General features: G+C 59.9%; 21 protein-coding genes and 2 pseudogenes. 13 read left to right on the plus strand and 10 right to left on the minus strand.

The window, feature by feature from the left end; all coding sequences use genetic code 11:
- Nucleotides 1-2,375: ATP-binding protein (locus SB822_RS28405; protein ID WP_410856117.1), on the plus strand; the 2,375-nt coding region annotated here is incomplete at its 5' end.
- A 268-nt stretch (nt 2,376-2,643) separates the two neighbouring features.
- On the opposite strand, the gene SB822_RS28410 is transcribed toward SB822_RS28405, so the two are convergent.
- Nucleotides 2,644-2,883 (minus strand): hypothetical protein, encoded by a 240-nt coding sequence (locus SB822_RS28410; protein ID WP_410856118.1) that lies wholly within the window; start codon nt 2,881-2,883, stop codon nt 2,644-2,646.
- Nucleotides 2,884-4,027: 1,144 nt separating this feature from the next.
- Here SB822_RS28410 and SB822_RS28415 point away from each other — a divergent pair.
- The 3 genes from SB822_RS28415 to SB822_RS28425 all read left to right on the plus strand — a co-directional run bounded on the left by SB822_RS28415 (nt 4,028) and on the right by SB822_RS28425 (nt 8,996).
- A complete protein-coding gene (locus SB822_RS28415) occupies nt 4,028-5,047 on the plus strand; it encodes a UPF0149 family protein (protein ID WP_410856119.1) in 1,020 nt (339 codons plus the stop codon).
- A gap of 244 nt (nt 5,048-5,291) precedes the next feature.
- Complete coding sequence (locus SB822_RS28420; protein WP_410856120.1) at nt 5,292-7,970, plus strand: DEAD/DEAH box helicase; 2,679 nt, start codon at nt 5,292-5,294, stop codon at nt 7,968-7,970.
- A gap of 18 nt (nt 7,971-7,988) precedes the next feature.
- Nucleotides 7,989-8,996, plus strand: coding sequence for a hypothetical protein (locus SB822_RS28425; protein ID WP_086910724.1), 1,008 nt, complete (start codon nt 7,989-7,991; stop codon nt 8,994-8,996).
- A gap of 413 nt (nt 8,997-9,409) precedes the next feature.
- Here the strand turns inward: SB822_RS28425 and SB822_RS28430 are convergent, their stop codons facing one another.
- The 3 genes from SB822_RS28430 to SB822_RS28440 form a co-directional block, all read right to left on the minus strand.
- The gene (locus SB822_RS28430; RefSeq protein WP_009769807.1) at nt 9,410-9,727 is read right to left on the minus strand and encodes a CcdB family protein; all 318 of its coding nucleotides are present in this window, start codon (nt 9,725-9,727) and stop codon (nt 9,410-9,412) included.
- Nucleotides 9,727-9,969: a type II toxin-antitoxin system CcdA family antitoxin gene (locus SB822_RS28435; protein WP_039901976.1), complete on the minus strand. Its 243-nt coding sequence runs from the start codon at nt 9,967-9,969 to the stop codon at nt 9,727-9,729. Before SB822_RS28435 ends, SB822_RS28430 begins: the two co-directional genes overlap by 1 nt.
- 182 nt (nt 9,970-10,151) lie before the next feature.
- Nucleotides 10,152-11,690: an IS3 family transposase gene (locus SB822_RS28440; RefSeq protein ID WP_086908662.1), complete on the minus strand. Its 1,539-nt coding sequence runs from the start codon at nt 11,688-11,690 to the stop codon at nt 10,152-10,154.
- Nucleotides 11,691-11,819: 129 nt separating this feature from the next.
- Here SB822_RS28440 and SB822_RS28445 point away from each other — a divergent pair, with 129 nt between their 5' ends.
- Complete coding sequence (locus SB822_RS28445) at nt 11,820-13,220, plus strand: ISNCY family transposase (protein WP_410856121.1); 1,401 nt, start codon at nt 11,820-11,822, stop codon at nt 13,218-13,220.
- Between the two features lie 198 nt (nt 13,221-13,418).
- Here the strand turns inward: SB822_RS28445 and SB822_RS28450 are convergent, their stop codons facing one another.
- The gene (locus SB822_RS28450; protein ID WP_410856122.1) at nt 13,419-13,661 is read right to left on the minus strand and encodes a hypothetical protein; all 243 of its coding nucleotides are present in this window, start codon (nt 13,659-13,661) and stop codon (nt 13,419-13,421) included.
- A 534-nt stretch (nt 13,662-14,195) separates the two neighbouring features.
- On the opposite strand from SB822_RS28450, the gene SB822_RS28455 reads away from it, so the two are divergent.
- Entirely contained in the window at nt 14,196-14,477 is a 282-nt protein-coding gene (locus tag SB822_RS28455) for a hypothetical protein (protein WP_410856123.1), read from the plus strand.
- A 15-nt stretch (nt 14,478-14,492) separates the two neighbouring features.
- Here SB822_RS28455 and SB822_RS28460 read toward each other — a convergent pair whose 3' ends face one another.
- Entirely contained in the window at nt 14,493-16,010 is a 1,518-nt protein-coding gene (locus SB822_RS28460; protein ID WP_410856212.1) for a diguanylate cyclase, read from the minus strand.
- A gap of 665 nt (nt 16,011-16,675) precedes the next feature.
- Here SB822_RS28460 and SB822_RS28465 point away from each other — a divergent pair.
- Both SB822_RS28465 and SB822_RS28470 read left to right on the plus strand, forming a co-directional pair.
- Nucleotides 16,676-17,212, plus strand: a complete 537-nt coding sequence (locus SB822_RS28465) for an antitoxin Xre-like helix-turn-helix domain-containing protein (protein WP_410856124.1) — start codon at nt 16,676-16,678, stop codon at nt 17,210-17,212.
- The gene (locus tag SB822_RS28470; RefSeq protein ID WP_042305802.1) at nt 17,209-17,685 is read left to right on the plus strand and encodes an RES family NAD+ phosphorylase; all 477 of its coding nucleotides are present in this window, start codon (nt 17,209-17,211) and stop codon (nt 17,683-17,685) included. Before SB822_RS28465 ends, SB822_RS28470 begins: the two co-directional genes overlap by 4 nt.
- A 301-nt stretch (nt 17,686-17,986) precedes the next feature.
- On the opposite strand, the gene SB822_RS28475 is transcribed toward SB822_RS28470, so the two are convergent.
- Complete coding sequence (locus tag SB822_RS28475) at nt 17,987-18,424, minus strand: SET domain-containing protein (RefSeq protein ID WP_410856125.1); 438 nt, start codon at nt 18,422-18,424, stop codon at nt 17,987-17,989.
- Between the two features lie 114 nt (nt 18,425-18,538).
- Between SB822_RS28475 and SB822_RS28480 the strand changes: the two are divergent.
- The 3 genes and pseudogenes from SB822_RS28480 to SB822_RS28490 form a co-directional block, all read left to right on the plus strand.
- Nucleotides 18,539-18,685, plus strand: a pseudogene (locus SB822_RS28480) (IS630 family transposase); the annotation flags it as partial.
- Nucleotides 18,674-18,926, plus strand: a pseudogene (locus SB822_RS28485) (HU family DNA-binding protein); the annotation flags it as partial. The pseudogenes SB822_RS28480 and SB822_RS28485, both read left to right, overlap by 12 nt.
- A gap of 530 nt (nt 18,927-19,456) precedes the next feature.
- On the plus strand, nt 19,457-20,908 hold the full coding sequence (locus SB822_RS28490; protein WP_410856126.1) for a toll/interleukin-1 receptor domain-containing protein: 1,452 nt from the start codon (nt 19,457-19,459) through the stop codon (nt 20,906-20,908).
- On the opposite strand, the gene SB822_RS28495 is transcribed toward SB822_RS28490, so the two are convergent.
- Nucleotides 20,891-21,190, minus strand: a complete 300-nt coding sequence (locus SB822_RS28495; RefSeq protein ID WP_410856127.1) for a hypothetical protein — start codon at nt 21,188-21,190, stop codon at nt 20,891-20,893. The genes SB822_RS28490 and SB822_RS28495 overlap by 18 nt on opposite strands.
- 80 nt (nt 21,191-21,270) lie before the next feature.
- The gene (locus SB822_RS28500) at nt 21,271-21,603 is read right to left on the minus strand and encodes a hypothetical protein (RefSeq protein WP_410856128.1); all 333 of its coding nucleotides are present in this window, start codon (nt 21,601-21,603) and stop codon (nt 21,271-21,273) included.
- Nucleotides 21,604-21,900: 297 nt separating this feature from the next.
- On the opposite strand from SB822_RS28500, the gene SB822_RS28505 reads away from it, so the two are divergent.
- Together SB822_RS28505 and SB822_RS28510 are read left to right on the plus strand one after the other, a co-directional pair.
- Nucleotides 21,901-22,455 (plus strand): hypothetical protein, encoded by a 555-nt coding sequence (locus tag SB822_RS28505; RefSeq protein ID WP_410856129.1) that lies wholly within the window; start codon nt 21,901-21,903, stop codon nt 22,453-22,455.
- Nucleotides 22,436-22,624 carry a hypothetical protein gene (locus tag SB822_RS28510; protein ID WP_410856130.1) on the plus strand — a complete coding sequence of 63 codons (189 nt, stop codon included), beginning with the start codon at nt 22,436-22,438 and terminating at the stop codon, nt 22,622-22,624. Before SB822_RS28505 ends, SB822_RS28510 begins: the two co-directional genes overlap by 20 nt.
- 161 nt (nt 22,625-22,785) lie before the next feature.
- Here the strand turns inward: SB822_RS28510 and SB822_RS28515 are convergent, their stop codons facing one another.
- Nucleotides 22,786-23,517: an IS6 family transposase gene (locus SB822_RS28515; RefSeq protein WP_410856131.1), complete on the minus strand. Its 732-nt coding sequence runs from the start codon at nt 23,515-23,517 to the stop codon at nt 22,786-22,788.
- Between the last annotated feature and the right edge of the window lie 36 nt (nt 23,518-23,553).

The following is a 23,553-nucleotide window of genomic DNA, read 5'->3' on the forward strand; positions in this document are numbered from 1 at the left end:
ATGCGGAAAACGTCCGTTTCCCACAAGGCGACGCCAATTCGTACGTCAGGATGACGGTGCATCCGTTTCATGACGACCTGGCGGGCGGCGACGTGATGGCCGTGCTTTTCAATGAGATCGCGATTGAGGAAAGCACAGGCGAACCGGACACTGGCCGTCATGCGGACCACAATCCCGTCATCGCCCATCTGGAAGGCGAACTGCGCCGCACGAAAGAACTGCTGCAGTCCAATATCGAACAGGCGAACCTATCGACGGAGGAGCTGAAGGCGTCCAACGAAGAGTTGCAGGCGATCAACGAGGAACTCCGGTCAGCGACGGAAGAACTCGAAACCAGCAAGGAGGAACTGCAGTCCGTCAACGAGGAACTGGTCACCGTCAACGCCGAATTGCAATCGAAGGTGGAGGACGAGGCCAAGGCCAAGGACGATTTGCAGAACCTGATAGCGTCGACGGGGATCGCGACCATCTTTGTGGACCGACAGATGCGCATCAAACGCTTCACCGAACCCGCCGTTGGCATCTTCAGGTTGATCGCGACGGACGTGGGCCGCCCGCTGCTGGACCTTACCCATCGCCTGAATTATCCCGAACTGGCGGCAGATGTCGCAGCGGCGTTCGAGGCGCTCAAGACGACTGAGCGGGAAGTCTGCACGAACGACGGCGAATGGTTCATTGCCCGGCTCTTGCCGTACAGGACGCTTGACGACCGCATCGATGGCGCCGTGCTGACGCTGATCGATATCACCAGGCGACGGCAGGCGGAGCAGTCGGCGCGCAGCAGTGAAGAGCGTCTGAAGTTCGCTGCACTGACTACCGACGACTATGCGATCATTGTGCAGGATCCCGATGGCGCGATCGTCAGCTGGAACAAGGGCGCCCAGAATATTTTCGGCTACGCGGAATCCGAAGTGCTGGGGCAGCCGATCGACCTGATCTTCACCGCAGAGGACCGGGCGCAGGGAGCGCCGCTTGCGGAGCGAACACAGGCAAAGGACACCGGGCGGGCCGAGGATGAACGCTGGCACGTGCGAAGCGACGGTAAGCGGATCTATTGCAGCGGCGTGATGACGTTGATTGCGAGCGAAGAATTCAACGGTTACGCAAAGATCGCGCGGGACGTGACGGACCGCAAAAGCATCGAGAGTCAGCAGGCACTCAGGCTCGAACTTGAACGGCGCGTTCGCGAGCGCGCCGAATCGGCGAATCGACAGAAGGACGAGTTTTTTGCCGTGCTATCGCATGAACTGAAAAATCCGCTGAACCTGATCCATGTCAAGGCCGAGATGCTGACGCGCGCGCCCGAGGTCCGGAAGATAACGCTCGTGCAGGACGCGGCGGATGCGATCCTGCGCTCGGTGGTCGGCCAGGCGAAGATCATCGACGACCTGCTGGATCTGTCGCGCGCACGCACCGGAAAGCTTGCGCTCCATTTCGCGACCGTTGATGCAGCGTCGATCGTGCACGCGGTAATCGACGCGAGCGCAGTCGATGCGGCTGCCAGCGGCGTTGCCCTTGCAGTGACCGGTACGGAAAGCGCTGCGACGATTCAGGCCGACCCGGTGCGCGTCGAACAGATATTGTGGAATCTGGTGCGCAACGCGTTGAAATTCACGCCCTCGGGTGGACGGGTAGACGTGAACGTGTCTCACAAGGACGGGTTCTTGTGCGTCGATGTCGCTGACACAGGGCAGGGCATCGCGCCGGATTTTCTGCCACGTGTGTTTGACATGTTCAGTCAGGCGGATACCGGTGCGGGTCGCGAGCGCGGCGGACTGGGCATTGGCCTTTCGCTCGTCAGGCAACTGGTCGAAATGCACGGCGGAACGATTGAGGCGCATTCGGAAGGTCTGGGAGCCGGGGCGCGGTTCAGTCTGAGGCTGCCGGAGGTGCCGCACTCGGCGCATCCGGCGAGTCGGCACTTGCAGGCCGATACAAGCGTCCTCAGAGGACTACGCGTCCTGCTTGTCGATGACTCTGTGGAAGGACTGGAAGGTTTTCGCGCACTACTTGAACTGGAAGGCACACAGGTGCGGGCCGAATGCAATGGTCCGGATGCGCTTGCGGCGGCCAGGGAAAACGAATTCGACCTGATCCTGTCAGACATCGGTATGCCTGGCATGAGCGGCTACGAACTCATCGCCGCGCTGCGCAAGCTACCCGGATTGGAGGCGGTGCCGGCTTTCGCGCTGACGGGGTTCGGCAGGCAGAGCGATGCGGAAGAAGCACTCCGCGCGGGATTTGACGCCCATCTCGGCAAGCCCGTGTCGCTGCACGCGTTACTCGGTGCAATCGCGCAGGTCGGGTTGTCGAAACGCCGACCATGGCATGCGTATGCAACCATGCAAATCACATTTCACTGGCATGTCTCGTAATTTCTGAAGACCAGGCACACGGCAGCGACGCGGGGGCTACATTCGGACATCACGGTCGCGGGCAAAAAGAAGAAATGGTAGCGAGACGGATATGCGCTTGGCGCTCCGCTCCGTGATTCCGTCCGTCGGTTCGTATGCAAGCTTCCGGCCCGGACGTCGATGGCGTGGGGAATGAACGTTGCTTAGGGTGGAAAACACACACCGGCCGATGCGTCGATGGGTCGGCCCCTCTCAGCAAGGAGGGTTCGACAATGCAGCCGATTACACGTTACTCGTCCGCCGTGCTGGCGGCGACGGTGCTCATGTTCGGCATGGGCGCCTGCAAGAAAGTTGACGAAAAAGCCAGCAATACGATGGGCTCCGCCAGCAGCGGCGTAATGACCAATACAGCGGGCGTTAGCGGCGCGGCGGGACAGAGCGCCGCTGCGCGGAGCGCAAGCGACAGTGCGGCCCCGCCAAACACTCCGGCATCCAGCGAAGCGCCAGTTGCCGCCACGCCATCGTCCATGGCCAGCGCGGTGCCTGCCGGCGCGAGCCAGTAAATCCTCGGACAGTCGTCGCTGTTTCCGGGTACGCTTCGACCAGGCCTCCAGGGCACGGAGTTATTGATCAACCTCATCACAGGAGGATTGCCTTGCAATGCGGCAAGAGACAGACCGGGCCGCAATACTGTCAATGGCGCCCCCGGGACTGACACGCTCCCGAATGCCCTCGGTGGATGATGCGAGCAGGCCGTCTCGGATCACGCGATGGCCGAACTTAATGCTTTCTGCGCTTCGCTGGCCTTTGGAAACTAAATAGGTATCCTATACATTTGACATAAATCAAATTAGCAGTTATAGAGTAGGATTCCTATGTAAAAGTTCGAATTTCCGTCGTCGTTCCACTCAACAAGCCTGCTGCCGATAAAAGCACGCGGCAGGTGACCAACTTCATCTCCGTCACATTCAATACAGCGGTTAACCGTCGTCTCAGCGACCTGAAAAGTGACCAGCGTGCTCGACCAGATGCCTGACTGACAACGGGCGCTTCATCTTCTGCACCCGGCTCCGAGAATCACAAAGGGGGCTGGCTGTGACTCGGCAAGGAGCTGGAAACGATAGCCTGCGGATTCGCCCTCGTAGCCGTCAGCTCGAACGCTTCTAGGAAGAGCTGATCGCCTGGCGGAGGGCTTCGACGGTGGAACGCATGGAAAAACGCCATCTGCATCGGGCAGACGCCGGGGGGGGGGGCGCCGAGGACGTTCGCGAGTAGCCCACGGATGCGTCAAAGTGCGCCGCGCGTCGACTTGCCATCTCCGGGTAGGAGCGGGTAATAGCGCTCGTTGACGGGCGCGAAGTCATGGCTGTGTGCACGCACGGCGGACACCGACGTCGCATCGGGGAAAGAGTACGGAAGCCCGTGACTGGGCATCCGGGCGTTTCAGGTGCGGGACCACTGGGGATGTGGTGTCGCGAAACTGGAGTTTCGCCAGAAAACGCGTCCCTATCAATCACAGGGGTTAGCGACATGTGCGCGAAAGAATTTCATCGCCTGCCGACCGGCAGTCCGATTTGCGCATCGCTCCATCGGGTAAAATACTGGCATGTCGGCGACAGCGACATGCACAGGCGATCAGCATCGCGTCTACCGTGTATCCCAATGAGAATATCATGACTCTCGATCCCGAATCGGACGATCCACTGACTGACGAAGAGTTTGATGTCCTCGAACGCTTTCTTTCGAGCAATGCCGTTTGCGACGATGCGATGGACGTCGTCATGTTGCACGGCTTTCTGACCGCCGTCATCTGTGGACCGAACACGGTCATGCCGAGCGCGATTCTTCCGTGGGTTTGGGATGCAAGGCACGCAACACGTCAACCCAGATTCTTGTCAGCAGGGCGGGCACGCAAGATTACCGGACTGATCATCCGATACTGGAACGATATCAACAATGCTCTGAATCGCTGTCCCGATCTGTTCGAGCCCCCGTTGCACACCACCGGGTGTAAGGGCGAAGAGGTTCTCATCCTCGACGAATGGTGCGAGGGTTATTGCAAAGGCATCAACATTGACCGGGAGGCCTGGGAGCCGCTGCTTGAACGACACCCCGAGTGGTTCAATGTCGTCCTGTTGTTTGGAACGGCCTCCGGATACCACGAACTGGAGCAGCGAGATTACACGGTCGGGCAACGCCGGTCATTCGCAAACCTGCTCGCGGCCGCAGCGCTCAATATCCATCAATATTGGTGCGAGGAGCGTCGAAAATTGATGGAGCAGGGCGAGCGGCCGAACATGATCGCGGCGGCTTCAAGGCCGAAAGACAGGACAGGCAAGCATACCGGGCGCAGCGATCTGGACGCGCGAGACGAGAATGAGTCCGAAGACCTGTTCCTTGTCGATTCGCTCGGCCGGACGACGGAAGATGCGTTTCATCCGCTTGCATTGTCCCCGCTGTCTACGGGCGTCACTCGCGAAGGCACGTCGGTCGATGTGCACATCTATCGGGCCGGAGACGACAGCCGCGATGGCTGGATATTGGAAATCATCGACCCGCTCGGAACATCGACAGTCTGGGACGACCCGTTTCCGACCGACGGAGCCGCGCTGGCCGAAGCGTTGAACACCATCAATGCGCACGGCATTGCATCGGTAACAGGAGGCGTACCAGGGCACATGACGAAGCACTGACCGCTCTCGAACCGGCTTGCACCTCAAGGAAAGTTTCGGGTGCCGCTGCCTGCGGGTCAAACCTTGTTCGGCGCGGACAGAAGCGTCACCCGGCAACGCCATACAACATGCTGCCGAAAGCCAGCACCATGACCAGAAATAGCAATTTATCCCGGGGCGCAAGATTACGTCATCTGCACGCGAGGCTACATGCCGCCTGCATTCGAACAGTCATTCGACTCCGGAACTTTCCTCTCGACCATCCATGTTTTCGACCGATAGCGATCGTCTCGCGCCAAAAATCACACCGGCAGGCCACCTCCTTGCAGCGCCGGACGTCGATGCGCCTGCCTTGCCAGATGACGTTGCGCTGGGTGCCTCCTTCAGGCGCGGCACGGGTCATGGGCTGCTCTATCTGGGGAGCGCAACCATAGGGCGTGCACTGCCGCCTGCGTGGGCATGGTGGCGCGACTTTGGCGCCCGCTATGTCACGTCTTTATGCACGACGCCAGAAGGCGAGGAAGTCGCAGTCTCTCAACCGGACACAGGGGACTTCGAAAGACTGATCGAAGATGCGCCGCCCATGACGGGTGCCGAATATCTCACGTCGGATGTCCTGGTCGCATTGTGGGGCAAAATCGACATCGCTTTACGTGATGAGCTGGCAAGCACGGGGGAGTCGCTTCAGACATATCTCAAGTCGCGTCATCCTGCCTGGAATCTTGTGGGCCGTGTTCACTTCAACCTTGCCGAAAACCGCAAGGACCCTGAAGCCCCTTTCGCCTTCCTGGCAACCTACGCAGCGCGCATCTCGGCCCATGGCAAGACACAACATCAACCACTTTCGCGGGCGCTCGAGGAATTTTCTGGTGCGCGGAACAAGGCGAAGCTGCTCTCTCTCCTGATGCCGGTTCAGCGCGCCGCTGAACGCTGCGACTGGCTTCGTGCGATGCTCGAATCGCGCGAAATATACCACCCGTTGCGCTGGATGCCGGCTGATGCTTACCGTCTTCTCTGCGATTTGCCCGCTCTGGAATCTGCCGGAATCATGGTTCGGCTGCCGGCTACCTGGGCGACGGGCCGCCCCGCGCGACCCGCGGTCAGGGCCAGCGTTGGGACACAGCCTCCGTCGCTCCTCGGCAAGGATGCGCTGCTCGACTTCAGAATGGAGGTGTCGCTCGATGGCGAGCCGTTAACTCCCGCCGAGATCAGGCGTCTGCTCAAGGGTGCTGACGGTCTCCAGTGGATTCGGGGGCGCTGGATCGAAGTGGACACGAAAAAACTTGGCCACGTACTCCACCGCTTTGAGAGTCTGGAGAAGGCCGCGCAATCGGGACTGCCGTTGAACGATGCCTTGCGTCTCCTGGCGGGTGTATCAGGCGACGAAGCTGAAGGCTCCGACGAGCGGAACTGGGCGCAGGTCGTTGCAGGAAACTGGCTGGCAGAGACGCTTGGGCATTTACGCCAACCGGAAGGGTTGGCGCAGGTCGATCCGGGCCCCGACCTGAGAGCCCAGCTTCGCCCATACCAGCGGGCCGGCGTGCGATGGCTATACCTGCTTAGCCAACTTGGGTTGGGAGCGTGTCTGGCCGACGACATGGGCCTCGGAAAGACGATGCAGGTACTCTCCCTGCTATTGGTCCTGAAGCGCGATCAGGCCGACTCGCGCCCGAGCCTGCTGATCGCACCCGCGTCCTTGCTGGCAAACTGGGTCGCGGAAGCCGAACGCTTCGCACCCGGCCTGCGCGTGCTGGTGGCTCACCCGTCCGTGACGCCAGCAGAAGAACTACGCGCACTGAACGACGCGCAGCTCACGCAGACAGACCTCGTCATTACCAGTTTCGGTTCGCTGCTGCGTCAACCCGCTCTGGAAACGATCCAGTGGCGCATCGCGATTGTCGACGAGGCCCAGGCGATCAAGAATCCCGGCGCCAGGCAGACGAAACAGGTAAAGAAGCTTCAGGCCCAGTCACGTATCGCCCTGACGGGCACCCCGGTGGAAAACCGCTCGTCGGATCTGTGGTCCATTTTTGATTTCACGCATCCAGGGCTGTTGGGTTCGGCGAAGGAATTTGCCGGTCTCACGCGGCGTTTGGCGAAAATCGAGCATTTTGGCCCGCTTCGCACGCTTGTGCGACCCTACATCTTGCGCCGTCTGAAAACAGACAGGCGTGTTATCGCCGACCTCCCGGAAAAAACCGAACTCAAAGCGTGGTGCCACCTGAGCCCCGTCCAGGCCGCGTTGTACGAACGCGCGGTAAAGGACCTGGCGGCGGCGCTCGACGGCGCCGAGGGTATTGAACGCAAAGGCATCGTATTAAGCTACCTGATGCGTTTCAAGCAGATATGCAACCATCCGTCCCAGTGGCTTGGCGACGCGGCATGGAGCCCCGAAGCCAGCGGCAAATTTGCCCGTCTGCGGGAGTTGGTCGACGTGATCGCGGCCAAGCAGGAAAAGGTACTGGTGTTTACGCAGTTCCGCGAGACCACCGAGCCACTTGCTGCGTTCCTGGGATCCCTTTTCGGACGGGAGGGCCTGGTTCTCCATGGCGGAACGCCTGTAGGCAAACGGCGCGAACTGGTCAGACAGTTCCAGGAGGACGAATCAACACCGTTCTTCGTGCTGTCGCTCAAAGCGGGAGGATCGGGATTGAATCTCACATCGGCTTCCCACGTGATTCACTTCGACCGTTGGTGGAATCCCGCCGTAGAGAATCAGGCGACCGATCGGGCATTTCGCATTGGCCAGCGCAAGAATGTTCTGGTGCACAAGTTTGTTTGCCAGGGTACGGTCGAGGATCGGATTGACCAACTGATCGAATCGAAGCAGCAGTTGGTGAACGATATGCTTGAAGGCGGTGCGGAACTGCAGCTGACCGAGATGAGTGACCAGGAGCTGCTCGCTCTTGTCAAGCTCGATATTCATTCCGCGCAGGAAAACTGATCATGAAGAGGAACGCTGATGGCTAACTACGGTGGATGGAAACCTTACGTCCCGGTGGCCGAGCGCCGAAAAAAAGCGGAGCAGCTGGTCGCCAGAGCGATCAAGGCTGGCAAGACCCTCTCACCCATCGCACCGTATCGTGGCGCGATAGCAAAGACCTTCTGGGGCAAAGCGTGGTGCGACAATCTGGAGCATTACAGCGATTACGACAGTCGCCTGCCAAGAGGTCGCACCTACGTGCGCAATGGGTCGGTGATCGACCTGCAGATTACGGCGGGCAAGATCCATGCACAGGTGATGGGATCAAGCCTGTACGAAATCAAGATTGATGTCGCAGCCTGTCCACAAAAGCAGTGGCGTGCGTTGAGCGCCGACTGTTCGTCGTCGATTGACTCGATGGTCGAATTGCTGCTGGGCAAGCTATCGGCTGCCGTGATGGGCCGCATCTGCAAGCCCGGCACCGGGCTTTTCCCCGCACCGAAGGACATCAGGTTCGGTTGCAACTGCCTGGATTGGGCGGTGATGTGCAAGCACGTCGCAGCGGTACTCTATGGCATCGGCGCACGGTTCGACCAGCAGCCCGAATTGCTCTTTACGTTACGTGGCGTTGACCCGTCCGATCTCGTCAATCACACGAACGAGAATTTGTCTGGTGCGGGAAAAACCGTCCCGGCGTCCGGCAAGCTGCTCGACAATGCGGTTCTGGGCGATGTATTCGGTATCGATATTGACACGGAACCCTTTGCAGATGCCGACACGGTCCGAGGCAACCGCACGCGCAAGGTATCCACTTCGCAAAAAGCGAGAACGTCCGCCTCGACTACGCCGAAGTCGTCCGCGACCACCGTGAAATCGGCACCGAAAAGCAAGGTCGCGACGCCGACCGCGAAGTCCAGCGCCGCCGCCCTGAAAAAGGCCAGGGGCAACACCGATCCCGGCACGTCGAAGGTCAACCGTTCTGCCGCATCTCAAAAGCCGGTTGCACGTCCGCCTGCTACGTCGAAATCCGCGAAACGCCGCGGGTGATCTTTTGTCCCGCGCTTCACCGCTTGAGCCGAAGACTTGTTTCTCTCTTAAATCGTGACGAGATCGAAATGTGTCGGACTCCTGACGCATTATGGCCAACTCTCTGATTGGGCGGGAATGCGGTGTCGTGATTTCGCCGACGACGGCCTGTGGCGCTCCCTCAAGTCGTGAATCACGAGTGCACAGAAACCCAATTTAGCGAATATTTATCGGTATCCTATATTTTCGGTGCGCTTACGCATCGACCGACAATCAAAGGTCTTCAATTTCGAGGATAGGGCGACGAAGCTACTGTATGCAAGAGCTTGCATGATGCAGCCGGGTGAGGGGACAAAATCGCTTGATGCTGGCGAGGAATGTCGCGTCGACCGAGTTGGTCCCGTTTGGTAATGCCAGCAGCAGTGGTTGATTGATCAGTAGCCGCCCAGCAGACGGTCAAGCGCTGCCGTGATCTTGTCCCGATGCTCCCGCAATGAACTGATCGAGGGACCCAGCTCGTTTAACGGAACAGATGCAATGAATGCCGGGTGCATCAGGCATTTGACGCCAGCGATCTCGAAGGACGGCGTGAAATCTGCTGGCAGTTTGCCGGGAGGGAAAGAGTCAGCACGAATCAGCGGGACAACAACCCGAATAGTTAGGCCATCGAGAAAGTCGCTCTGCACGTCGACAAGGTACGGCGTATTTGCCTTGCTTTTGCCCGGATTGGCATAAACTTCAAATCGCGCCATCAAAACATCCGGTATTCAGCGAGTGGAAGGCCATTCTTTTCGACCCAGTCGTTGGTGTTTTTAATGAACTCCGCGTTCTCCTGCGCCCAGCGACGACCTTCCTCGGCCTTGATTGCGTCGCGTAAAGCCTGCTCGCACGCACGTGAGAAGTTGATGCCCAGTTCCTTCGCTCGCTCATAAACGTCGACAGGCAGTGTGACATTGGTCGCCTTACGTGACACGGCGGCAGCTGCATGTGCCATGTGAACCTCCTCCATGTGGATAGATATGCGCACATCTATCCACATTCTACACGTTATCAATGCCCTCGGCTGTGCGGTTCTGTACGCTATAACTTGACATAATATAATTTATCAACTCTGTTGGTGTCAGAGCTTTTTAGTAATGTCCGGGTTCGGGGGTGCGGCGGAATTCTTGGACTGGTTTAAGTCGTCAGCCCGAGACTCTCCCGGTATTCAATCGGACTGAGTGCGCCAAGTGAGATCTTGATCCGTTTCTCGTTGTACCAGCGAATGTACGAATCAACGACCTCGATGAATTGGTCGGTGCTGATGGCCTGCCAGTCTCGAGAGTAAAACAGTTCCGTTTTCAGCCGTCCAAAGAAGCCTTCACACGCCGCGTTGTCAGGCGAGCAGCCTTTGCGCGACATTGAACGGATCAGATTGGCCTCACGTATTCGGGTTAGCCAGCCTGGCCAGCGATAATGCGCACCGCGATCCGAATGGACCACAGGTCGGCTGTTGCTGCTGCCCATTGCTTCGACGGCAGCATCGAGCATCGTGTTCACAAGCTCGGCGTCTGGTCGCGTACCGATCGACCAGCTGATCACAAGCCCATCGAAGCAGTCAATGATTGGCGACAGATAGACTTTGCCGGCAGGAATCTGGAACTCTGTGATGTCTGTGAGCCATTTTTCATTCGGTGCTGCGGCCCGGAAGTCCCGATTGATAAGGTTATCTGGAGCCGGACCTATTTCTCCAGCGTAGGAGCCGTATCGACGTCGCCTCGTCGTGGCCGCGCTTAGATTTTCCTGCTTCATCAGGCGCCGAACGACCTTCTCCGAGATGAACACTTTCTGTCTGCCGAGTGCCGCACGCACCCGGCGATATCCGTAGCAGCGGTGATTCAGTTCAAAGATATCTGCAATGGCAAGGCGTGCACTAGCATACTTGTCGGCACTCTGTAACCGCGCCCGGTGATAGAAGTAGGAGCTACGGGCAAGCCTCAATTCAGCAAGAAGCTCCGGCAGCGTGTAAGTCTGTTTGAGGGCATCAACCAGCTCCGTCTTCTCCCGATTCGTCAGGAGTTGCGGGTCGACGCCCAGGCCTTTTTTTAATATTTCATTGGCCTTCTTCAGGATGTCGTGTTCGATCTGGAGCTTCCGGATGTCTCGTCGGAGTGATTCGACCTGCTGCTCCAGCGTCGTCTGCTCGGAGGTCTGCGGCGGATCGTTGCGGCGTGTCATGGTCGAAACAGCCTCCTGACCCAGTAACCGATTTCTCCAGTTGTACAACGTTGGGCGGCTCACGCCAATCTTTTTGGCAACTTCCTCAGCGCTTTCCCCTCGCGTGCACAGATCGATGACCGCGGATTGCCTGAGCTCTGGTGCGTATCGAATACCCGAAGTCTTCCCGAGAGCGCGTTTCTTTCGTTCAGGATGCAACTCGTCGAGCCATGCGACGAGCGTCCCACGTCCCGGATATCCCAAGGCCTTTGTCGTTGCTGCCAGACACTGGCCGTGGTTCATGTAGTGGTCTGTGGCCGCCTTTTTTTGTTCTGCCGAATAGCGCGGCCTCACGCAAATACGTTCCCTCGGCAAATGCAGGCATCGCTCGTATGTGTGATACCAACGTTCGAGGGATTTCGTTGTGGGATAGCCCAATTGACGAACGGTCGCGGAAAGGCGCTTTCCAAACTTCACGTAGAGCTTGACCGCTCGGATGCGATCTTCGTAGGAATACATGGACTACCTCCTGATGGTCCAAGAATTCCGCCGCACCCCCTTCTGGCTCATTAGAAATGTCCGGTTTGGCGCCCCTGGGCCACGCGCTGCGCGCATGCTGCGCCATGGTGATCGCCCTGGGAGCCGGACATGAACGCACGTGGATTCATCACGATCAGCATGCACGAGCTCGAGCGGGTCAAGATCATTGAGGCGGTCGTCCAGCACCGGCTGACGATTGTGCTGGCAGCAGGACGGCTGCAGCTGTGCGAGCGTCAGGTCAGCCGGCTGGTGCGCCGCTATGAAGCCGCGGGACCGGCCGGGCTCATCTCGGCGCGACGGGGTCAGCCCAGTAACCGCGAACTGCCGGTCGATGTCCGTGCACGCACGATGGCGCTGGTGCGTGAGCGTTATGCCGATTTTGGTCCGACGCTGGCGTGCGAGAAGCTGCGCGAATGTCACGGCGTGGTGCTGGCGAAGGAAACGGTGCGGCGCTGGATGCGTGACGCCGGGCTGTGGATTCCACGCCGGCAGCGTCCGCCGAAGCTCCATCAGCCGAGAAACCGCCGCGCGTGTCTGGGCGAGCTGGTGCAGATCGATGGCAGCGATCATCGCTGGTTCGAGGAGCGCGCACCGGCGTGCACGCTGCTGGTGTTCATCGACGATGCAACGGGCCGGCTGATGGCGCTGCATTTTACGGCGACCGAATCGACCTTCAGCTACTTCGAGGCGATGCGGATGTACCTTGAACAGCATGGCAAGCCGGTTGCGCTGTATAGCGACAGGGCCAGCGTCTTTCATTGCAACAGCCATTCGGTGACGCCTGGCAAGGGCGTGACGCAGTTTGGGCGCGCGCTGTACGAGCTCAATGTCGATACGTTCTGCGCCAACAGCAGTCAGGCGAAGGGTCGGGTCGAGCGCGCGAATCTGACGTTGCAGGATCGTCTCGTGAAGGAACTGCGGCTACGCGGGATCAGTACCAGGGAGGCGGCCAACGCTTATGCGCCCCACTTCATCGCTGACTTCAACGGCCGGTTCGGCAAGGTGCCCAGGAGCACATTCGATGCACACCGGCCGCTGCGCGCTGACGACGATCTCGACCTGATCCTGACGGTCCGCGTGCCGCGGCGCGTATCGAAGGTACTGACGGTGCAGTACGACCGCGTGATCTATCTGCTGGAGGATACGGTGGCGAACCGCAGCCTCGTTCACCGTTATCTGGATGTGTTCGAGTATCCGGACGGGCGCATCGAGATCCGGGCCAATGGCGCTGCCCTGCCCTGTGTCCGCTACGACCGGCTCTCGGAGATTGACCAGGCCGCGGTGGTCGACAACAAGCGGCTGGGACACACGTTGCAGATGGCGCAGGTGATCCAGGCGCAGCGCGATGAACGGCGTGCGTCAGGCTCGCCATCGAGGACCAATCAGGGGCAAGCGCCGCGTCCGAAGCAGCGCAAGGTGGGCACTCGCACGCAGCGTGAACTGACGCGTGAGGACCTGAATGAGGCGATCCTGGGAACTGCCGGAGCGCGGGCAGGCTCGGTGCTTTAAAGCCCCTTAAAAGTAGATATTTCTGAACCTCAGAACCGGACATCTCTAAAAAGTCCAAACCCGGACATCTGGATCTGGCTTTGACAGTTGGTATGTTCTGAAGTGTTGCGTTTTTCGGGCATGCGGCGACGGTAGCTCAAGGCTTCCTGCCAGATTCTGCGCAACAGAAACGGCCGCCGTGTGACGCAACACCTTGGCTCAAAAGTTGTTGGACACAAGCTTGATAGCGAACACCGAGTGATACGCTCCCAGCGGGTCATGATGCTGGAAGACCACGTCATAGTTGACCCCCCAAATCATGCAGGCATCACCGGTGTGTCGATTCGTGCCGTTGGGGCGATGTGTTAGCGTAATCCGCTCGACCGTGACGGATTTTCTTGTTTCCAAGTCCGTAATCACGAAATTCGGGTCCTGTTCAACATGCCAGCTTGCACCGTACATCAATCTCTGTGATGCGCCCTCCAGGGAACGAAACGAATACGCTTACCGGAGAATTGCTATTGCCGACCCCCAAGCCAAATGGAATCCGGCATGAGTCGCTATCGCAGGCTGGACCCGCATTCCACTCTTCGATTTCGGCCGCTGCGGTGAGTCCGTATTTCTTCCCAAGTTCAAGGACCTTGTCGGATTGCCACCGCTCGGGGTTCATCTTGTAGTTCTTTATCCCGAGAGACGCCATCAGCGATGATGGCGTCGTTTTCTCCCCCACGGATACGCCCTTGAAGTCGCAGGGAGTTTCCGCAGCGGCGCACGTTGCGGCAAAAACGAAAAGGTACGGTAGTAATCGGTGAAACATTTCTCCTCCTGCAAGCCGGCGCAACACAGCACCGCATGTACCAAGAAGCAACATTTATATATGTAGTTGATTACAATGAAAATCAGCATGTCAGGAAGCAGCCCGAGCGCTTGCCATCACCGCTAAACCTGTATAAATTCACATTACTGTATTTATACACAGTATTCCCGGGAAGCACGATGGAGCACCTGGTCAGGGTCTACAACGAGAAGGACCGGCAAACGCTCGAATGGCTACGCAGGCACGTTGGCGATGCCGCGATTGCCAGCGCCGTCGCGGAATGTGCCGGATCGGGCAAACCTTATCTCTCCACCGTCTGCAGACGCCTGGGGGTGAGAACGCCGGAGTTTTCCGTGCGGCGGCGACAAACGTCGAGTCCGGTCGCCGAACACTCCCTGGCGACCATCCGGGGCATTCTCGCGGCCCGGACGGCGTCGGCAAAACCGACTGCTGCCTGGTAGGGCGCATCGCGACGGTCACGGCTGGCGCTGGCCCGCTCCACCCGTCCCTGACTCACGGAACTGCCCAACCCGGTTGCGACCCGTGGCCTTGGCGCTGTACAGCGCCTCGTCGGCCGCGCGGATCACGCTGCTGACGTCGCCCTGCTGGTCGGGGCACCAGCTGGCCGCGCCAATGCTCGCCGTCACGCGCCCGAATTCACTGCCCGCATGCTCAATCGCGAGTGCGCTGATCGCGCTGCGGATTTGCTCGGCAATCTGGCTTGCGCCGGCGGGCGCGGTATCGGGCAGGACCACGACGAATTCTTCGCCTCCGTAACGCGCGGCGCTGTCCGCTGGTCGCCGGATATTGTCACGGATGCAGCGTGCGACGGCTGCCAGTGCATCGTCTCCGGCCTGGTGACCATACGTGTCGTTGTAGGCTTTGAACCGGTCGATATCGACGAAAAGGAGGGAGAAGATGCTGCGGGTGCGGCGCGCCCGACGCCACTCCTGCTCAAGGATCTCCCCCAGCGTGCGGCGGTTGTGCAGGCCGGTGAGCCCGTCCGTCCTTGCGAGCAGTTCAAGTTCCGATTCGGCTCGCATTCGGCGGCGCAACTGGGCGCCCAGCAGGAATGAAAGTCCGATGAAGCCGAGGGCAAACGCGGCCATCAGCGAGCCGATAGTGATCGCGCGTCGCCGCCACCCCGCGTAGATGTCCTGCTCGGCTTCGGCCACCATGATGATCAGCGGCAGGTCCGGAAAATTTCTGAAGTAATAGAAGCGGCGCACGCCGTCTATCGACGCGGTCTCAGAGAAACTGCCTTCCACCGCGGTTCTGAAGCGCCGGAACGTGCTCGCGTTGCTAATGTCGCGCCCGGGCGTGCGCGCATCGTACGGCTGACGCATGACCATGATGCCGCTTTTGCCAATCAGCGAAATGGCGCCGTGCGGCCCGAGGGAGAGTCCGGCGAAAAGCCTGTGAAAATAGTCGAGGTTGATCGCAATCAGCGCGATCCCGGCAAACGAGCCATCCGGACGGGAAATGCGCCGGGTCATGGCGATGCTGGCTGAGCCATCACGCAGGCGCGACTGATAAGGATCGCTGACGTAGAGACCCGCGTTGGGATTGTCGCGCTGCACGGTGAAATAACGGCGATCGGCGAAATTGCCTGTGCGCGGTACCTCGCTGGCAGAATCGATGATGATGTTGCCCGAGGCGTCCAGCACCAGGATCGCACCAAGGTCTCTGGCAGTCGTGGCGCGATCAAACAGCACCTGCCCGCGCAGGCGCGGCGGCAATGCCATCACTTCCGGGTCGCGCACGCCGTCGACAACGGCCTGCAGCGAGAGCGCGTACAGCTCCAGGTTCCGCTCGATATCCCGCTCGGCGATGAGCGCCAGATTGCGCGATGTTTCGCGGGCGCGCTCCATTGCATCAAGGCGCCCCTGATACAGCACCGCCGCAAACAGGGCTGTCACGACGAGTGCGATGACAATGCCGCCGCAGACCAGCGCCAGCGGTGCCGAGCGGCTGCGCCAGAACTGGTCGGTCAGCGATGCGCGCCCTCGCCTGTTGTTTGTTACCGTCTGCACGATGCCTCTTCACGTCTGCGGACAATCCAGCTACGCATGCCCCCCGTCCGGGAAGGCGCCATTGCTGCGTGGCTCGTCGCGTCGGCCGTTCCCCTCGATATCCAACGGACGAAAGGTGTTTGTGGATCCGCGATGACACGCAACGCCCATTAGCAGGCCCAGGGGGCCAGCGGGCGCACACGGCACGGCGCAGATGCGGTCCCCCCAGCTTCCCCCGCCCATGAGAGCGCCGGATATTCTACCGGCACACCACCGTGTTATCGGCAAATGCCATGCTTTCCTGAACGCGGTCGTGCCGAGGGCGCATTTGTTCGCCAGGGGTGCCGGCGCTGCCCGGAAGAACGAAATTGACCCGAATCGCTGGTGGCGTTGGCAGCTGTCGAGATACGCGCTCCGACGAGGCGCATCCCGACAGGGGCAGGTGGCCATGCGCAACACGACCTTCCGGTGGCCCACGCGATTCAATCGATCGGCCAGAACGGTAAGCCGCGTCAGCGCGCTCGCCGATACTCCCTTCGAGACTTCAACGTCATCGGCTACGGGTGATGGCCCGATTGCATGCGTCCCAGCTGGGCAGATTTGCTACATCCATTTGAGCTATAATAAAGTCTCATTTGGAGATACCCGTGAACGCGCCCACCACCTCCGCCCGTCGCCCGGCCCGCAAGGCTGCAGTTCGTGTCCCGGCAAAACCCGCCGCGCCGTCGCGGGCTTGCAAAGCGCACGCGACGAAGATCAACGATTACCTCACCCTCTATCACGCGCCTCCGCTCGAGCGCATCAGCTTCATCAAGCACGGCGTGGATGCCTACGACGTGTACGTTCTTGCGCGCAACATGGGAACCTCGCAGGACAACCTGATGGTGACCTTGGGGCTGCCGCGCTCGACCATCATCCGTAAGGCCAAGGGGAAGGCGCGACTGTCCGCGGAGCAGAGCGAACGGGTGATCGGTATGGCGAGGCTGGTCGGCCAGGTTGAAGCGATGGTTGCGGAATCCGGGAATCCGGAAGGCTTCGACGCCGCCCACTGGGTAAACGAATGGCTGGACCAGCCCAACCCGGCACTGGATCAGCGCCGTCCCGCCGAGTTCATGGATACGGTCGCGGGACAGGAATTTGTCGCTGCCCTGCTGGCGAAGGCACAGAGCGGAGCGTACGCGTGACGGTCGCGGTCTGGCGGATCGCGACCGAAGCGCCCAACTACCCCGCAGACGATCTTTCCGGTGCCGGCGCGAAGGTGACGGGTGGCCGGTGGAACCGGCGCGGAACGCCGGTTTTGTACTGTGCGTCGACCATCGCCCTGGCCTGTCTGGAAACCGTGGTTCACATTCGCGCGGCGGGATTGCCGCTGAACCGCTACCTCGTTCGTCTGGACGTGCCCGACAACGTCTGGCAGGCCGCGACGGTTTTCACGAACATCTCAGCGCCCATCGGATGGGACGCAATCCCGCCCGGTATGACGAGCCTGGATACAGGTGAGAAATGGATCTATAACGCCGCCACCGCCCTGCTTCTTGTACCGTCTGTCATCGTCCCGGAGGAGACGAACGTCCTCATCAACCCGGCACATCCGGATGCAGCGGGCATTCGTGCGCAGAAAGTGCGGCGTTGGACCTACGATCAGCGAATGGGTTAAGGCCATACGACGCCTTCGACGGCCTCGAATGAAAGCGCATAAAGGTCGTCAGTGATTACCGCGTCAAATGGTCGATGGATTGCGCCGAGCTGTTGGATGCGTCTCTATGACTCGCACCGCTGCTCCGGCACACCAACGGTGGCGTTCCTTCGAGCAGCGGGCCGTGCTCACTTCTGGCTGCGTTGTGCATCCCTGCGCGGCGCCCACGAACTCTCGCGGGGATGATCCCACTCCAGCACATCGATCACCTTTCAACAGGAAGAGGCTGTCCGTTCTCCGACCGTGTACCTCCCGTTGCCACTCAGTCGGCGAGCATGGTGCCTCGACAGCCGGCTACCCGACAATGGCACGCGTGCCTTCGGGTGATCGCAGCAGTCCGGCGACCTTCAACCTGAAGCTGATAGTCAATGAACAGTTCCGCGCCCTTTCCGATGGGACGGGTCGTCCGGATGAATACCCGGTCATTGTCCTGTTCAGCCTCGCAGTTCGGCGCACAACTGTGATTGAGCCACCGGGCGGAATTGCCTCCCCGGGCACCATCGATCACCCGCGCGTCATCCAGCGCGAAGAAAAACGTGTGGCCGTCTTCGGCGCCGGAAAGAGCGTAGGCCTGTTGCGCCTTCTTCCACGAGACAAGTGCGCCTTTATATTCGAGAAGGTACGTGCCGGGCTGGAGATCGACCAGCGCGAAAACGCCGCGGCCATGAACGGGCGAGTTGCGAACAACGATACGACGCATAGACGTGTGGCGTAGAGCAAAAGAAACGAGGGGGATGGATTTACGGTCGGAACCGTTTCACCATGATGAAGGCGTCATTAAACCCTGTCACGCATATAGCCGCAAGAAGCGTCAGTCTGGCGCGCGTTCGGCTTGCAGCCACATCGGCAGGAGACGTTCAAATTATCGAGCGATCCACTGTTCGTCGACAAGGTTCGCGATATTGTCGGCCTCTACATGGATCCGCCGCTGAAGGCGATGGTGCTGTGCGTGGAGCCGAAAGCCGCAAAGGCGGTTCTCGCCGCACTGGAAGACACCATGCTCGGGTCGATCCACAAGAAAGGTGCTGACGAGTTCACGCTGTCGGGTCTTCTGAAGATCAGTGTTCAGCAGGGTCCCGGCGAAGAAGCGCCGTTTCGGCAACGATCCCTTTACCGGCGAAGAGCGCTGGTTCGACGCGAAACCGGCAACGGTTCGGATCAAGGCACGTGCGCTTAAAAAGCTGAAGGACGCAGCGGCTTAATTTGCATCGCATCTGCTGCCTGGTGCGCGGCGGTATCCATGCGGACCCTGGAAGGGCGTGCGCTGGCTTCGTTTCACATATGTTCGCGCCTTATACGACGCCCGTGTCAGTCTTCGCGATTACCCTCTCCAACGCCTCCTGACCCGCCCTCGTTCTCGTTGCACGAGCGCCACTCGCGCAAATCATATCCAACTCGCAATGCGATTCGGGCGAGGTTTTGGGAGCCGTCGCACACAATTCCCGAATCACGAATGCTGTCAAAGCACGTCAGCGCACGGCACACTGGCGGAAGTGGCGTTGGAGTTCCTATCCTTCATGCGAGGACCTATGCGTTACAGGGCTCTGAGTTCAAAATCCGATTGGAAATTAGCGCAAACGACACTTCATGTCGCGAGTGCGCTGCTGCTGTCCATACGCACGGTGTGCTCGATGTGTAGGCGCGCGGCATCCGCCGCCCCCGCGCGTTCGCGGCCGAGTCGCCAAGGCGCTGCGGCCCGGGCGACGCACAAGAGAACAAGCGAGGGACCGACGTGCCCGCGATCTTCATCAGCTACCGGCGCATCGACAGTAAGGCCTACGCGGGGCGGCTCTTCGATCGCCTGAGCCAGCACTTCGGCGCCGACCACGTGTTCATGGACATCGAGGGTGGCATCCAGCGTGGCGAAGATTTCGCGGACGCTCTGCAGCGCGCCGTGGAGTCGGTCGACGCGATGATCATCCTCATCGGACGCCAGTGGTTGACCTGCACCGGCCACAACGGTCGGCGCCGGCTTGACCAACCCGACGACTGGGTACGCCAGGAAACGGCCATCGCGCTGCGGCGCGGCATTCTGGTCCTGCCTGTACTGGTCGACGGCGCGAACATGCCGGACGAGGCCGACCTGCCCGAGGACATCCGCGCGCTTGCGCGGCGTCAGGCGAGCGAGATCAGCGACACTCGTTGGAGCTACGACGTATCGCAGATCGTCGCGATCCTCGGACGCAAGCTGCGCCGCTCACTGTGGCGCCGCGTGCCGGGACGCCTCGTGGGCACAGCGCTGGCCGCACTGGCCATCGCCGCAGCAGGCATCGGCTTCTTCCTCTGGCGTCCGCTGTCCACACCGTCCCTATCCACAACTGCCATCACCAGCACGGCCAGCAACGCTTCGACCGGCGCGGCCCCCTCCCCGCCGCCGGTCGCCTCGCGTCCGGCGGATCCAACGGCTCCGGCCGACCTGAGCGGCTTTTGGCGCGACGACGAGGGCGCGCTCTACAAGGTGGTGTCGGACTCGAGCGGCGGTTTCGACATGGCGCGCATCGAGCCGCCGGAGAAAGATCCCACTTACCGCAAGATCGACCTTCACGGACGCGACGTGGAAATCGCAATCGGCGTGCTGCCCTCGGGAACCCAGCAGGAACGGGCCGACATGGAACTCTCGATCGATGGCCGCTTCATGACCGGTCTGCGCAAGAGCACGCAGATCGAGGATACGGCCACTAACTGGGTGCTGCGGCGCGCTGACCCGCCGCAGGCCGGGAGCGCCTCATCGGCCGCCGACACCAGCGGGCGGAGCGCGCCGCAAGCCGGTTATCAGACCTTCTCCGACCCAAAATACACCTTCTCCTATCCGGCTAACGAATTCACATTCAAGAAAATCTCCGACCACAGTGGTCACGATGGAATTGAGGCACGCTCTGTTCACGGCAATGCGTTCATACAGATATTGACGAGCGATTCAATAACTGCCGAGTCAACACAAAGTCTATACGACGCCTGGATAGTTTCGTGCGCCAAATCACCGCCCCCTTATCACGTGGTGAAACCGGGACGGATTATCGTTTCATGTCTTCAGAGTTCGGGGAATGGAGACGTAGTCTATCGTTATAAATTGCTTGGATCAGACGTCGGAGTAACACTCTTGATGCGCTATCCCGAATCGGAAAAACAGCAATGGGACAGCGTAGTCGCAAACATCCAAAGGTCTCTAAAACTCACTGACTAGCGCATCAAGTACTGCGTAGTCGATCACGTGGTATACCGAATGCGTTTCGTTGAACCGGTTGTGAATCACGTGAGGCTCCTTCTGCCGACGCGACTGTGTGCTACCCGGATCGCCGCATTGTCGCTGAAGCGCAGCGTGCTCCTCGCGCACAGCCAGCAGTCCCTTAGGCTCGTCGGCGGAGAGGGTGACGTTGATCGGCATGTCGCTTAGACCGGCACGCCACGGCAACGTCGATACCCTTGAGTAGACGTCCATGAATAGCGCGCCCGCGAGAAGTCGCACTGCCTATCGAGGCAACATTCATAGGTAACCTAACCGCTGTACATAATAACAATTATCGCACGATCGTGCTATTATGTGTTTTAGATCGGAACGCGCGCGGCAGCCGCCGCGTGCGCTCTGGCGATGCGACGGCTGCGATTAGTCCAGCCAGACCAACGGTACTTCTTCGGTCGATCGAACGCTATCATCGGCCAGCGGGCAGACCCGCCGCGTTTCAGGCTGAAGCGCACATTAGCGAGCTCATCAAGCACGGCGTTGAGCAGATGGTCGACGGCCGGTGTGGGATCGGCGTCATAGTCGGCAGAACGCACATCCACACGCAGTAAAGTCGTGACGTTCACTGCAGTGCGGCGCTTTGCGTCGGTATAGATTCGGATGCTGACGCCAGAGCGATCGCCGACGACGTCAACCACAGCTGCGGAGTAGCGCCGTCCTGATTTGGAAACGATGGGACCGAAAAACTGAAAAACACGATGCCCTCCTTTGAAAGGATTTTGTCGGCGTCGTGAACCTCGGACTGCAGACGCTGCACCGGGCGTCTCGGGTAGAGGACCATTACGGCGCGCTGAGTGCGCGTCTCGTCGTCAATGTATCCGCAACGATCATATCAAAAGGTTGCGCAAAAGCAACAGCCTGTGAAGTCGCCGGATTGCCTTGACTTTCGCCTTGCAATGCGAAAATGACCGGGTGTAAGTGGAGGATTTCGGGCAATGATTGAATATGTGAGCGACAGGCTTTTAGCAGCGCTTTTCCCGCCAGGCACGGGCGGTCCAGGCACGTTGCGAGTCGCGGGTCCGCTTCAGGTTGACCAGACGATTGAGGCCAGCGGGATCGATTTCGACGGAACTCGGCACCTCGTTTTTTTTGCCGACGTGATGACGTACGCGGGACACGACGAGCAGTTTCTTCGTGACACCGCGGTCGCGTGGAATGGTGGATTCGTGCCAGCGCCGGCGTCAAGACTCGTGAAGTTTTTCAGGGCCGAAGCCGATCGTGAGACCATGTTTTACCCGTCAGAATGGCCGTTACCCGATCCGGCGATGATCTGGCAGTTCAGCGAGGCTTTGGGAATGGCGCTGGTAGCCCACGCCGACGCCTATCCGGCGACGTCGCAATACTTCTACATGCCGCAGACGGGCAAACTGGACGCACTATATAATAGGCTTGCTAGGAAATTCGAACGCGGCGAAATGGGAGCATCATTTCGCTGCGTGACCCGGCCCGCATCAGATGAAGGAGGTTTTTATGGCTTTGAACGCATCTAGCAAGCTTCGCCCGAAGGTGATAGCGCTGCAGAAGCGCGGGGTTGCCGTGATCCTCCAACGTACCGAGGCGGCGGCGGAGAACGGCGCACTGACGGAAAAGAAGGCTCGTGAGACGTATCGCGCGACGGTGCGAGTGCGGACGCGACGAACTGCGGACTCGGAATCGTAACCGGTCCGAAAGTCTTTCTGCCCGAACGAGGCGCCACCGAAAGGTGGCGTTTTTGTTTTGAGCCCCCGCAGCGTTGCTTTGGCACACAAGAACAGATACTGAGGGCACTGTCAAGTTGAGGAGCGCAGGCTACGTGTCCGAATAAAGAATAGGTATCCTTATCAGATAACTCGTTCGACTGCGGTTACGACAGCCCAGTCATGCCATGTGGCGAGGCGTTCTTTTAGTATGGCGCGATGACATGCCGCGTTCATCTGATGTCTGGGCAACGCGAAGTGCTGCCGGATCAGGCCAAAGCATGAGAGAAACGCCTGCGTGCGACGCGCGTCGCGAAAGCCGCACATCTGGCGTTCGCGCCTGCGGGTTGGCTGGTGGCTATTCTCGGCGCGGTTGTTCACGCGAGCAGTCGCTTTGACGAAGACGTGCTTTACCCGAGCGAGTTCAGGAATTTCAGCCTTTGCCGCCGGATAACTGCGCAGTTGATCGGTAACGATCTTGCGCGGCGCCGGGTTCGGTCGCAGCACCCGCCGGAAGAAGCGCTTTGCCGCGGCCTTGTCGCGGCGCTTTTGTACCAGCACGTCAAGCTCGGCGCCATGTTGATCGACCGCACGCCACAACAGATACGGCTCGCCGCGCAGTGTCACGAACATCTCGTCAAGGTGCCAGGTGCTGCCCGGCTTCCGCCGCACCGACCTGGCGCAACGGGCGAATCCCGCGCCGAACTTGTCGCACCAGCAGCGGACCGTCTCGTACGTGACCACGACGCCACGCTCAAGCAACAACTCCTCAATGTCGCGCAGGCTCAGGTTAAACCGGAAATACCAGCGCACCGCGCAACTGATGACGACTGCAGGGAAGCGGTGGCCGTGATAAAGCGATTTCGTCTTGTTCATCGCTTCATTCTACCGTTGTCTGCCAACCAACCTGAC

Origin of the sequence: Paraburkholderia sp. SIMBA_054, from assembly GCF_046534875.1 — a bacterium.
Lineage (GTDB): Bacteria > Pseudomonadota > Gammaproteobacteria > Burkholderiales > Burkholderiaceae > Paraburkholderia > Paraburkholderia hospita.